This is a genomic window from Kitasatospora cathayae, from assembly GCF_027627435.1.
Lineage (GTDB): Bacteria > Actinomycetota > Actinomycetes > Streptomycetales > Streptomycetaceae > Kitasatospora > Kitasatospora cathayae.
The window spans coordinates 5,973,241-5,984,051 of the sequence record NZ_CP115450.1 but is presented as its reverse complement, the minus strand read 5'-3'; the positions used below and the strand labels follow the sequence as shown (position 1 = coordinate 5,984,051).

Annotated in this window: 11 protein-coding genes and 1 riboswitch; of the genes, 7 read left to right on the top strand and 4 right to left on the bottom strand. The window is 74.7% G+C overall.

Annotation, left to right across the window (positions count from 1 at the left end; translation table 11 throughout):
• Nucleotides 1-57 precede the first annotated feature (57 nt).
• Together O1G21_RS26785 and O1G21_RS26780 are read left to right on the top strand one after the other, a co-directional pair.
• Nucleotides 58-201, top strand: a complete 144-nt coding sequence (locus tag O1G21_RS26785; RefSeq protein ID WP_270147213.1) for a VenA family class IV lanthipeptide — start codon at nucleotides 58-60, stop codon at nucleotides 199-201.
• A 319-nt stretch (nucleotides 202-520) separates the two neighbouring features.
• Complete coding sequence (locus O1G21_RS26780) at nucleotides 521-694, top strand: hypothetical protein (RefSeq protein WP_270147212.1); 174 nt, start codon at nucleotides 521-523, stop codon at nucleotides 692-694.
• Between the two features lie 87 nt (nucleotides 695-781).
• Here O1G21_RS26780 and O1G21_RS26775 read toward each other — a convergent pair whose 3' ends face one another.
• Nucleotides 782-1,864, bottom strand: coding sequence for an alcohol dehydrogenase catalytic domain-containing protein (locus tag O1G21_RS26775; protein WP_270147211.1), 1,083 nt, complete (start codon nucleotides 1,862-1,864; stop codon nucleotides 782-784).
• Between the two features lie 225 nt (nucleotides 1,865-2,089).
• On the opposite strand from O1G21_RS26775, the gene O1G21_RS26770 reads away from it, so the two are divergent.
• The 4 genes from O1G21_RS26770 (at nucleotide 2,090) to O1G21_RS26755 (ending at nucleotide 6,338) form a co-directional block, all read left to right on the top strand.
• Nucleotides 2,090-2,743, top strand: a complete 654-nt coding sequence (locus O1G21_RS26770) for a class I SAM-dependent methyltransferase (protein WP_270147209.1) — start codon at nucleotides 2,090-2,092, stop codon at nucleotides 2,741-2,743.
• A gap of 208 nt (nucleotides 2,744-2,951) precedes the next feature.
• Nucleotides 2,952-4,229, top strand: coding sequence for a hypothetical protein (locus O1G21_RS26765; RefSeq protein ID WP_270147207.1), 1,278 nt, complete (start codon nucleotides 2,952-2,954; stop codon nucleotides 4,227-4,229).
• Between the two features lie 7 nt (nucleotides 4,230-4,236).
• The gene (locus tag O1G21_RS26760; protein WP_270147206.1) at nucleotides 4,237-5,223 is read left to right on the top strand and encodes an N-acetylmuramoyl-L-alanine amidase; all 987 of its coding nucleotides are present in this window, start codon (nucleotides 4,237-4,239) and stop codon (nucleotides 5,221-5,223) included.
• A 209-nt stretch (nucleotides 5,224-5,432) separates the two neighbouring features.
• The gene (locus O1G21_RS26755) at nucleotides 5,433-6,338 is read left to right on the top strand and encodes a hypothetical protein (protein ID WP_270147204.1); all 906 of its coding nucleotides are present in this window, start codon (nucleotides 5,433-5,435) and stop codon (nucleotides 6,336-6,338) included.
• A gap of 66 nt (nucleotides 6,339-6,404) precedes the next feature.
• Here the strand turns inward: O1G21_RS26755 and O1G21_RS26750 are convergent, their stop codons facing one another.
• The 3 genes from O1G21_RS26750 to O1G21_RS26740 all read right to left on the bottom strand — a co-directional run bounded on the left by O1G21_RS26750 (nucleotide 6,405) and on the right by O1G21_RS26740 (nucleotide 9,689).
• On the bottom strand, nucleotides 6,405-7,466 hold the full coding sequence (locus O1G21_RS26750; protein ID WP_270147203.1) for a prenyltransferase/squalene oxidase repeat-containing protein: 1,062 nt from the start codon (nucleotides 7,464-7,466) through the stop codon (nucleotides 6,405-6,407).
• The gene (locus tag O1G21_RS26745) at nucleotides 7,463-8,212 is read right to left on the bottom strand and encodes a class I SAM-dependent methyltransferase (RefSeq protein ID WP_270147202.1); all 750 of its coding nucleotides are present in this window, start codon (nucleotides 8,210-8,212) and stop codon (nucleotides 7,463-7,465) included. Before O1G21_RS26745 ends, O1G21_RS26750 begins: the two co-directional genes overlap by 4 nt.
• 166 nt (nucleotides 8,213-8,378) lie before the next feature.
• Nucleotides 8,379-9,689: a glycosyltransferase family 4 protein gene (locus O1G21_RS26740; protein ID WP_270147200.1), complete on the bottom strand. Its 1,311-nt coding sequence runs from the start codon at nucleotides 9,687-9,689 to the stop codon at nucleotides 8,379-8,381.
• A gap of 261 nt (nucleotides 9,690-9,950) precedes the next feature.
• On the opposite strand from O1G21_RS26740, the gene O1G21_RS26735 reads away from it, so the two are divergent.
• Nucleotides 9,951-10,571 carry a TetR family transcriptional regulator gene (locus tag O1G21_RS26735; RefSeq protein ID WP_270147199.1) on the top strand — a complete coding sequence of 207 codons (621 nt, stop codon included), beginning with the start codon at nucleotides 9,951-9,953 and terminating at the stop codon, nucleotides 10,569-10,571.
• Between the two features lie 103 nt (nucleotides 10,572-10,674).
• Nucleotides 10,675-10,754, top strand: a riboswitch (cobalamin riboswitch).
• The last annotated feature ends 57 nt before the right edge of the window (nucleotides 10,755-10,811 follow it).

Below are 10,811 nucleotides of genomic sequence, written 5' to 3'. Positions count from 1 at the left end.
ACACCCGATGCCCGCAGGCAGATCGCCGCGGGCGCACCTCAAGGGGAGGATCCGACCATGGAGAACATGGTGGACTTCGAGACCGACCTCGCGGCGCTGCAGGACCTGCCGGAGACCGAGTCGGTCGAGCTGACCGGCCACGGCAGCGGCTGCCAGTACACCTGTCTCGTCCTGACCTGTCTGATCTTCACCAACAGCTGATCAGGTTCGGCCCACGGGTGCCGTCCCCGCCGGTCCGGACAGGCGGGGACGGCACCGGTCTTCCCGCACCGACTTCTCGCAGCTGGGTGCGGTCGGCCGCCGGGCGGCGAAGGCGTCGGTCAGCCACCCCGGGCGGGGCGGGACTCGCCCCACGAGGTCGATAGGATCTCGTCCGTCCCGGCCGTTATGGTGGCCGGGGCACGGGCCGCGATCACCGGCTGTGGCGCGTACCGAGCGCCCGATCGGGGACCCGACCGTGTGCCGCAGGCGCCGGGCGGGCGCCGATGACCTGCACCCTCCGCACGGAAGACGATTTCTCATGTCCGACACCCTCACCGACACCACCGGCCCCGCGATCACCGGGACCGACGCCGACGAGAAGACGGCCGAGGACACCGCGTCGCACGGTCGCCACCGCGGTGGCTCCGCCTCCGACGACACCCCCGGGGCCGACCCGCACGGCCGCCACCGCGCGGCCGGCGCCCAGGGCTGATCCCGAGGAACGACCGCACCCGCGAGGGCCCGCCGAGGACACATCCCGGCGGGCCCTCGCCCGTCATGGGCCCGGAAGAAGACAGAGCTAGCCGAGCGAGACCACCGTCCGCAGCGCCTCGCCGCCGCGCATCTGCTCGATCGCCAGGTTCACGTCCGCCAGCCCGACCCGGTGGGTGATCATCCCGTCGAGGTCGATCCGTCCGGCCCGCCACAGGTCCACGACCAGTCCGACGGTGCGGGCCACCGGCGCCCCGCCGTACAGCGAGGGCAGCAGCCGCTTCTCGTTGAAGAACAGCTCGCCCATGGTGAACTGCGCGAGGTCGTCCTGCGCGCCCGCGCCGATGACGACGACCGCGCCGCCGCGCCGGGCCGCGTCGTAGCCGGCCCGGACGGTGGCCGCGCGGCCGACCGCCTCGAAGACGTAGTCGAAGCCGCCGCCGGGCAGGCCCTTGGCGGCGGCCTTCAGCTCCTCGGGGGCGATCGCCTCGGTGGCGCCGAAGGCGAGTGCCCGCTCGCGGCGGGACGCCACCGGGTCGACGACGGTGATCCGGGCGGCACCGCAGACCCGGGCACCCTGGACGGTGGCCACGCCGACGCCGCCCGCGCCGATCACCGCGACCGTGGAACCGGGCTCGACCCGGGCGGTGTTGACCGCGGCGCCGATGCCGGTGGTCACCCCGCAGCCGATGAGTGCGGCGGCCTCGTACGGGAGGTCGGCCGGCACCTTGATGACGGCGTCGGCGGCGACCACCACCTCCTCGGCGAAGGCACCGGTGCCGTAGAAGCCGGAGGCCTCGGTGCCGTCCTCGGCCAGCCGGAAGCCGGGCGCGCCGAGCCGCCGCAGGCTGGCGACGCACAGGTGGCCGCGGCCGCGGTCGCAGTGGGCGCAGCGGCCGCAGGGGGGCATCCAGCAGAGCACCACCCGGTCCCCGGGGGCGACGCCGGTCACGCCCTCGCCGACCTCGACGACGTCCCCGGCGCCCTCGTGCCCGGGGACGAACGGCGCGGGCTGCGGCAGGACGCCGCTCATCGCGGAGAGGTCCGAGTGACACAGGCTGGCGGCGCGCATCCGGACCCGTACGGTGCCCGGTCCGAAACCGACCGCGGTGACGTCCTCCCGGACGTCGAGGGTGTCCTGGCCGGTCTTGTGCAGAACGGCTGCGCGCATGGGGCTGCTCCCGGTGTGCCTCGGGTCAAGGGTCGGGGCGATTCTGGCACGGCCTCCGGCGACTCACTGGAACGCGTTCCAAAACCACCCCGGACCACCCGCCCGACCAGCGGCTCCACGAAAGGCCCTGCATACGGGAATCGCCCCACCCGGGACCGCCGCCGCGGCTACCGTCGAGTAGGGTCCGAGCACGTCCGTCCGCCGTCCGAACCCGAGGAGCACCGCATGTCCGACCTGCTGGAGGGCGCCCGTCCGGCGCCGGAGGTGCTGGCGGCGTTCGAGGCGGCCACCGGGTTCATGCCGGTGGACGAGGGGCTCGCGCTGTACGCGGCGGCGGTGGCGGCGGCCCGGCGCACCGGGCTGCCGGTGCTGGAGATCGGCACCTACTGCGGGCGCTCGGCGGTCCTGCTGGCGGCCGCGGCCCGGGAGGCCGGGACGGTCGCGCTGACCGTGGACCACCACCGCGGCTCGGAGGAGCAGCAGCCCGGCTGGGAGTACCACGACCCGACCCTGGTGGACCCGGAGGTCGGGCGGATGGACACCCTGCCCCGGTTCCGTCGCACCCTGCACGCCGCCGGGCTGGAGGAGCACGTGGTCGCGCTGGTCGGCCGCTCGCCGCAGATCGCCGCGCTGTGGGGCCGGCCGCTGGCCCTGGTCTTCATCGACGGCGGGCACACCGACGAGCACGCCACCGGCGACTACGAGGGCTGGGCACCGCACCTGGCGCCGGAGGGCCTGCTGGTGGTGCACGACGTGTTCCCGGACCCGGCGGACGGCGGCCAGGCCCCGTACCGGGTGTACCTTCGGGCGCTGGCCGAGGGCTTCGAGGAGGTCTCGGTGACCGGCTCGCTGCGCGTGCTGCGCCGGACCGCCGCCTGACCGACCCGGACCGGCCCTGACGGCCCCGCCCCGACCGCCCCGACCACCCCGCGAGATCGCCCCCACAGCCCCGCCCGGATGCTCTAACGTCGTGCCGGGGCTGTCGGGCGCGTGCTCGAACGGTACGGTGGCCGCGCAGCACCAGGCAGCTGCGGCACGGGCGGCAGCACCAGGCAGAGCATCGGCGGACGGTGGGGGCTAGCGGCACATGACGGACCAGCACAACACCGCTCCGGCGGTCTGGGACCCGACCGCGCGCGGCGGCGCGGGCGGCTGGGTCCGCAATCCGCAGCACCCGGACGCCGGGTCCGCCCCCGGCGAACCGCCGGCGCCCCCCACCGCGGGCGCGGTCGGCGATCAGGGACCGCCGCTGGGCGCCCGCCCGTACCTGTCCACCGCCCCGGGCTTCGGCCCGCCGCCGGACATGTCGGCACCGGCCCCCGCGCCCACCCCGATGCCCACCCCGATGCCCGCCACGGACCCGGGCCCCGGGGCGCCCACCACCGCCCTCCCCCGGGTCGCCCCGCCGCCCCCGGGCGCCCCGCCCTCGGCGGGCCCGCCCGCGCCCACGCCGTTCCCCTCCCACGCGACCCCGCAGGACCGCGGCTCCCAGGGCGGGCAGCTCCCGGGCCCCGGCTACGTCTACCCGCCGCCGCCCACGGCCGGCCCGTACCAGCAGGCCCCGTACCAGCAGCCCCCGTACCCCGCCCAGCCGGACTACCCGACCGCCCAGCCGCTCGACGACGAGGACGAGGACGACCGGGACCGCCCGGCCGACCGCAGGACCCCGCTGCTGATCGGCTTCGCGGTGCTGCTGGTCCTGGCGGTCGGCGGCGGCCTGCTGTACGCGACCACCGGCAACGACGGCGGCAAGAACGACCAGGCCGCGCCCGCCCCTTCGGCCGCCACCACGACCGACTCCGGCAACCCGCCGCCCGCCCCCGCGCCCACCGGTACGGACGCCGCGCCGAGCGCCACGGCCACGCCCTCCGGTTCGCCCTCCCCGACCGCGACCGGCGCCGGCCCCAACGCCAAGGCCCAGGCCCAGGCACTGGACGCCCTGCTCACCGAGGGCGGGAACGCCCGGGCCCAGATCGGCAACGCGGTGGCCAAGGTGACCAGTTGCCCCGCGAAGGCCGACATCGAGAGCGCGGCGCAGGTCTTCGACGGCGGTGCCAAGCAGCGCGACGGCCTGCTGGGCAAGCTCGGCAAGCTGAGCGTCACGGACCTGCCCGGCGGCACGGACGCGGTGAACTCGCTCAAGTCCGCCTGGCAGTTGTCCGCCGACGTCGACCGGGCGTACGCGAGCTGGGCGCGCGCCGTCGCCGCCCAGGGCTGCTCCGGCACCGCGCCGAGCACGGCGGACAAGAAGCACGCGGACGAACTCAACCCGCAGGCCACCCAGGCGAAGAACGACTTCCTGAACAAGTGGAAGCCGATCGCGACCACTTACGGTCTCACCCCGCCCACCTCGGACAGGATCTGAACCACCCGTGACCGGCCCGACCTCCCGACCGCCCCGCCGTTCCGCCCTGCTGCGCGCCACCACCGTGGTGGCCGCGGTCGTACCGCTGTGCACGGCGGGCTGGTTCGGCTGGCGGGCCCTGGACGACTCCGGCCCGGCGGGCGCCTCGGCCGCCGCGTCGCCCGGCGCCGTCGTCTCCACCAGCCAGGCCCCGGGCACCCCGATGGCGCCGCCGGCCGGCAGCACCCCGACGGGCGCCACGCCGACGGGCACGCCCACCGAGACGTCGACCCCCACCGCGGAAACCCCCACCCCGGAGACCCCCACCGCGGCGCCCCCCGCCGACCTCACCGGCCGCACCATCGTGCTCGACCCCGGCCACAACCCCGGCAACTTCGCCCACCCCACCGAGATCAACCGTCAGGTCGACATCGGCAACGCCCACAAGGAGTGCGACACCACCGGCACCGAGACCGACGCCGGCTACACCGAGGCCGACTACACCCTGGACGTCACCCGCCGGGCCCGCGCCCTGCTGACCGCCCGGGGCGCCAAGGTGGTGTTCACCCAGGACGGTGACCGCCCCTGGGGCCCGTGCGTGGACGAGCGCGCCAGGGCGGGCGCCGACGCGCACGCCGACGTCGCGGTCTCGGTGCACGGCGACGGCGGTCCGGCGAGCGGCAGCGGCTTCCACGTGATCATGCCCGCCAGGGTGGTCGCCGGCAAGGCGGACAACTCCGCGATCGTCGAACCCTCGCACCGCCTCGGCCTGCTGCTGCGCGACCGCTTCCACGCCGCGACCGGCGAGCCGTACGCCGACTACGTCGCGGACGAGGGCCTGGACACCCGCTCCGACCTGGGCGGCCTCAACCTCTCCGCGGTTCCCAAGGTGTTCATCGAGTGCGGTAACATGCGCAACTCCGCGGACGCCCGACGGATGACGGACCCTCAGTGGCGGCAGCAGGCCGCCCAGGGGATCGCCGACGCGCTGACCGCCTTCCTGACCACGCACTGAGCGGGCCCGGCAAGGGAGTTGGGACGTGCGGGCCCGGTGGACGACGCACCACCGGGCCCGCACGGTTTGCAACGACTTCGACCCGTTCCCGGTCCCGCCGTGCACCGGCAGGACGGTTGGGCCTAGGCTTCTGGTCCGTTCGGGAGTTTCGGCCGGTCAGCCCGACCGCGCGAAGCACCGTCCACGACACGTCAACGAGGGGAACGTAAGTGAATCTGCGCGCTCTCACCAGGGGAGACGCCGCCGTCGCAGGCGCGGCCGTCCTGCTGTTCATCGCCTCCTTCCTGCCTTACTGGTCCGTGGACTGCAGCGGCCGGTACTGCGGGAACACCTCGCAGAACGCGTGGAGCACCGAGCTGTTCCCCATCCTGCCCTCGATCTACCTGCTGGGCATCGCCGCCGCCGTCCTGATCCTGGTGCAGCGCTTCCAGGGCCCCGCCGCCGCCAACCGCCAGGTGCTCGGCCTGCGGCTGGACCAGTGGGGCATCGCGTTCGCCGTCGCGGCGCTGTGGACCTCGATCTGGGCGCTGGGCGGCGGCCCGTCGATCCCCGGCTACGGCCACGGCTTCGGCGCCTGGCTCGGCCTCATCTCGCTGATCGTGCTGGCCGGTGCGGCCGCGGCCGCGCCGCTGGTGCCCGCGCTGAAGGCCCCGCTGGTCACCGACCGCCCGGCCGCCGGCCCGTACCAGGGCGGCTACCCGATGCCGGGTCAGCCCGGTCACCCGGGTGCCCCCGGTCAGCCCGGCCAGTACGGCTACCCGGGCCAGGCCCACGACCCGGCCTTCGGCGCCCAGCCGGTCCCCGGCGGGTACGGCTACCCGGCCGCCGGCCAGCCGGTGCAGCCGCATGACGCCGGCGCCCCGGCCCCGCAGCCGACCCCGGCCGCCGCCCAGCAGCCGGCCGCCCCGGCGGCGGACTTCCAGCCGTTCTGGTTCGCCGTCCCGGCCCCGCGCCAGCTGGCCCCGAAGGACAACCCGGCCGGCGCCCCGGTCGGCGAGCTCGTGCCGGGCACCTGGTACCTGGCCGTCGAGCAGCGCGGCGCGGCCCTGGTCGCCCAGCTGGCGGACGGCACCCAGGGCGTGCTGGCCGACACCGCGGGCATCCAGCGCGGCTGACGCCCGTCGAGCACGCCGAAGGGGCGGGACCGGATCACCGGTCCCGCCCCTTCGGTCTTCGTGGGCTCAGCAGCAGTCCTGGACCACCAGCCCGGCGGGCAGCTGCTCCCCGCCGAAGACCGCGACGGTCGCCGGGTCCCCGCCGAGCGCGGCCACCGCGAGCAGCAGCGCCCCGGCCGTCCAGGTGGTGCGCTCCTCGGGCCAGATCGCGTCGTCCTCGAAGACGTACCCGGTCCAGTACGAGCCGTCCTGGTGCCGCAGGTGCTTCTGGATCCAGCGCAGGATGTCCACCGCGCGGTCGGACTGGCCGATCGCCCAGAGCGCGAGGGCCAGTTCGGCACTCTCCCCGCCGGTCACCCACGGGCGGTCGCTGACGCAGCGCACGCCGAGGCCGGGGACGACGAAGCGGTCCCAGTCCCGCTCGATCCGGGCCAGCGCCGCGTCGCCGCGCAGGCCGGTGCCGAGCACCGGGTAGTACCAGTCCATCGAGTAGCGGCCCTTGTCCAGGAACCGCTCGGGGTGGTGGGCGATGGCGTGCCGCAGCCGGCCTGCCGCGAGCTCCCAGTCGGGCTGCGGCTCCTCCAGGTAGTCGGCGATGGCCAGGCCGCAGCGCAGCGCGTGCAGGATGCTGGACGAGCCGGTGAGCAGCGCCTCCCCGGTCGCGGCGCCGTCCTCGTCGACCCGCCAGGCGATCGGGCCGTCGGGCAGCCGCAGGCCGACGATGAAGTCCAGCGCCCGCCGGACCACCGGCCAGATCCACTCCAGGAAGGCGTCGTCGCCGGCGCTGAGGTGGTGGTGCCAGACCCCGACCGCGATGTACGCGCAGAAGTTGCTCTCCTTGGCCCGGTCGGTGACCACACCGTCGGTGTACGCGGCGTACCAGGAACCGTCCGGGTTCTGCTGCGCGGCGAGCCAGCGGTAGGCGGCCTCGGCGGCGGCGTGCTCGCCGGCGGTGTCGAGGGCCATCGCGGCCTCGGTGTGGTCCCACGGGTCGAGGTGGTGGCCGGCGAACCACGGGATGGCGCCGTCGGGGCGCTGCTCGGCCAGGATGCTGCGGACGGTGTCGGCCGCCTGCTCGGCGTCCAGCACCCCGTCGAGCAGCAGCACCTCGGGGACGGCGGGGGTCATGCGCCCGCCTGCCCGGGCTCCGTGCGGTTCGGCTTGGCGGCGTAGGCGACGAAGCTCTTGCCGATGACCGGGTTGAGCGCCTTCTCGGCGGCCCTGGTGAGGGTGCTGATCACCGGGGTCCCGACGATGTCCCAGACCAGCAGCTGGTGGTACGCCTTGACCGGCAGCGCCTTGTCGTTGTCCACGCCGACGGCGCACTTGATCCACCAGTACGGCGAGTGCAGCGCGTGCGCGTGGTGGGTGCCGTACGGCTCCAGGCCGGCGTCCTTGAGCTTGCCGAGCAGCTCGTCACCCCGGTAGATCCGGATGTGACCGCCCTCGACCTCGTGGTACTCGTCGGACAGCGCCCAGCAGATCTTCTCCGGCAGCCAGCGCGGCACGGTGACGGCGAGCAGGCCGCCCGGCTTGAGGACGCGGAACATCTCGTTGAGCACGCCCTTGTCGTCGGGTATGTGCTCCATCACCTCGGAGATGATGATCTTGTCGAAGTACTCGTCCTCGAACGGCAGCGCCAGCGCGTTGCCCTCCATCGCGACCGCCGACGCGCCCTCGGGGGCCTCGCCGGCCAGCTCCATCGCGGCGAACCACTTCTTGACCTCGGCGATCTCCTCGGCGTTCTGGTCGAGGGCGATCACGTTGGCGCCGCGGCGGTAGCACTCGAACGCGTGCCGGCCCCCGCCGCAGCCCAGGTCGAGCACCCGGTCGCCGGGGGCGAGCGGGAAGCGCGAGAAATCGACGGTCAGCACTGCAGGGCTCCCATTCCTATTGCAACCAAGCGTTTCCGACGTTTCGTCAGCACGCTTCGCCAGAAGGCTTCGTCAGAAGGCTTCGTCAGGTGACTCGCCTGATGCCCGGGGCGCGTCGCTCGCGAGCGCGCCGCGCCCGAGCCGCGCCGCTCAGGGCACGTACCGGTCAGGGCACGTACCGCCAGCCCGGCCCGGAGCGGGCCCGGGCGCCGACACCGGTGGCGATCGCCGCCCGGTACGCGTCGGCGGTCAGCTCGGCGGCCCGCTCCCAGGTGAACCGGGCCAGCACCCGCTCGCGGCCGGCCGCGCCGAGCTCGGCGCGCAGCCGCGGGTCGTCCAGCAGCCGGCCGAGCGCGGCGGCCAGCGCGTCCGCCTCCCCCGGCGGCACGGCCAGGCAGGTCTCGCCGTCCGGCCCGGCCACCTCGGGGATCGCCCCGCCGGTGGTCGCGACCAGCGGGGTGCCGGTGGCCATCGCCTCGGCGGCGGGCAGCGAGAAGCCCTCGTACAGCGAGGGGACGCAGGCCACCTCGGCGGAGCGGTACAGGTCGACCAGCTCCCGGTCGGTCAGTCCGGTGCGGAACTCGATGTGCTCCGCCAGCCCGAAGCGGCGCACCGCCTCGGCCACCGGCCCGTCCTCCTTCTGCGGCTTGCCGACCACCACCAGGTGGGCCTCCCGCTCGGTGCGGACCTTGGCCAGCGCCTCGACCAGGAAGACCAGGCCCTTGAGCGGCACGTCCGCGCTGGAGGTGGTGACGATCCGGCCGGGGACCCGCTCGATCTCCGCGGAGGGCGACCAGAGCCGGGTGTCGGCGCCGATCGGCACCACCGAGATCGCGCCGGGGGCGGCGCCCAGGTGCTCGGCGATCTCGCGCTGCGAGGTGCCGGAGACGGTGATCACGTGGTCCAGCCGGGCCGCGACCCGGCGCTGCATCCGGGTGAAGGCGTACCAGCGGCGCAGCGAGAGCCGCTTCGCCCTCGTGGTGGCCGCGTCCAGCTCCAACTGCCGGTCGACGGTGATCGGGTGATGGATCGTGGTGACCAGCGGGAAGCCGTGCCGGGCCAGGCCCAGCAGGCCGTAGCCGAGGGTCTGGTTGTCGTGCACCACGTCGTAGCGGCCCTTGTGCCGGGCCAGGTACTGACGGGCGCGCAGCGAGAAGGTGAGCGGCTCGGGGAAGCCTCCGGTGCGCATGGTGGCGAACTCCAGCACGTCCACCGGCCCTCGGAACTCGTGCCGGGCGGGGGTGCGGAAGGGGTCGTCGGCGCGGTAGAGGTCCAGACTGGGCAGCTCGACCAGGCGGACCGTTCCGGGGCCCTCGACCTCGTCCAGCACGGGGTAGGGCTGGGCGCCGATCACGTCCACGTGGTGGCCGAGCCTGGCCAGCTCACGGGAGAGGTGCCGTACGTACACGCCCTGGCCGCCGCAGAACGGGTCCCCGCGGTATGACAGCAGGGCAATCCGCAGCGGGTGCGCGGTCATCCTCGGCCCTCATCTCTGGCTGCTATCGGTGCGAGCGGCCCCAACGGTGGCGCCGGTCGCTAAAGTAGATCAGGTTTCAGTGGCTGTGGAACTCGTCATCGACCGTGTGAACAATGAGAGACCTCGAAGATACCGGCCCGTAGCTTTCGCTCAGGAGCCAGGGCTGGTGATTCCCGCCACGCCCGCCCCGACCGGCCGCGGGTCGCCTTCGGGTCGACCTTTCTGGAGCACGCCGCCACCCACGCGCCCCCGGGAGCACCCTTGCCGTCGCCGACCACGTCCGTGAGCCCCGCCACCCCTCCGCAGGGCGAGCCGCCGCTGTCCGCGCGCCAGGCCGAACGGCGCCGCCGGATCCTGCGGGCCGCCACCGCGCTGGCCGCCCGGGGCGGGTACGAGGCGGTGCAGATGCGGGAGGTCGCGGAGAGCGCACAGGTCGCCCTCGGGACGCTGTACCGGTACTTCCCCTCCAAGGTCCACCTGCTGGTCGCGGTCATGCTGGAGCAGCTGCAGGAGCTCCAGGAACACATCCGGCGGCACCCGCCCACCGACCGGGAGCCGGCGCCGAGGGTCGCCGACACCCTCACCCGGGCCTTCCACGCGCTCCAGCGCGAGCCGCTGCTGGCCGAGGCGATGGTCCGCGCGATGTGCTTCGCGGACCGCTCGGTCGGCGCCGAGGTGGACCTGGTCAGCGCCGCCACCGGACAGCTCATCCTGGACGCGATCGGCCAGTCCGGACCGCCCAGCGAGAGCCAGCGGGCGGCCGTCCGGGTGATCGAGCACACCTGGCACTCGGCCCTGGTCGCCTGGCTCTCCGGACGCGCCTCGATCGCCGAGGTCCGGGCCGACCTGCACACCGCGGCGCGGCTGCTGACCCTGCCGTGACGGGCCCGATGACTGGAACGTGTTCCTGCTGAGCCGGTCCGCGGGCCGCGGCCCGGCGGTTAGAGTCGACGGGCAGCACAACTCCATCCCGCTCCTCCCCCGGGGGAAGCCGGTGCGAATCCGGCACTGACCCGCAACCGTGAGCCCCACCGCGCTCCCGCGCGCCGGGCGAGTCGGAGCACCCGGGGAGGGACGAGCGGCGAGCCGGACGCCCGCGCCCGGCACCCGTCGAGGACTACG

What these genes read in the sequence shown, in the direction of transcription:
- O1G21_RS26770 (WP_270147209.1), top strand. Translation starts at nt 2,090, where the DNA reads ATGTCCGACCTGCTGGAGGGCGCCCGTCCGGCGCCGGAGGTGCTGGCG.
- O1G21_RS26740 (WP_270147200.1), bottom strand. Translation starts at nt 9,689, where the DNA reads ATGACCGCGCACCCGCTGCGGATTGCCCTGCTGTCATACCGCGGGGAC.
- O1G21_RS26765 (WP_270147207.1), top strand. Translation starts at nt 2,952, where the DNA reads ATGACGGACCAGCACAACACCGCTCCGGCGGTCTGGGACCCGACCGCG.
- O1G21_RS26780 (WP_270147212.1), top strand. Translation starts at nt 521, where the DNA reads ATGTCCGACACCCTCACCGACACCACCGGCCCCGCGATCACCGGGACC.
- O1G21_RS26775 (WP_270147211.1), bottom strand. Translation starts at nt 1,864, where the DNA reads ATGCGCGCAGCCGTTCTGCACAAGACCGGCCAGGACACCCTCGACGTC.
- O1G21_RS26785 (WP_270147213.1), top strand. Translation starts at nt 58, where the DNA reads ATGGAGAACATGGTGGACTTCGAGACCGACCTCGCGGCGCTGCAGGAC.
- O1G21_RS26750 (WP_270147203.1), bottom strand. Translation starts at nt 7,466, where the DNA reads ATGACCCCCGCCGTCCCCGAGGTGCTGCTGCTCGACGGGGTGCTGGAC.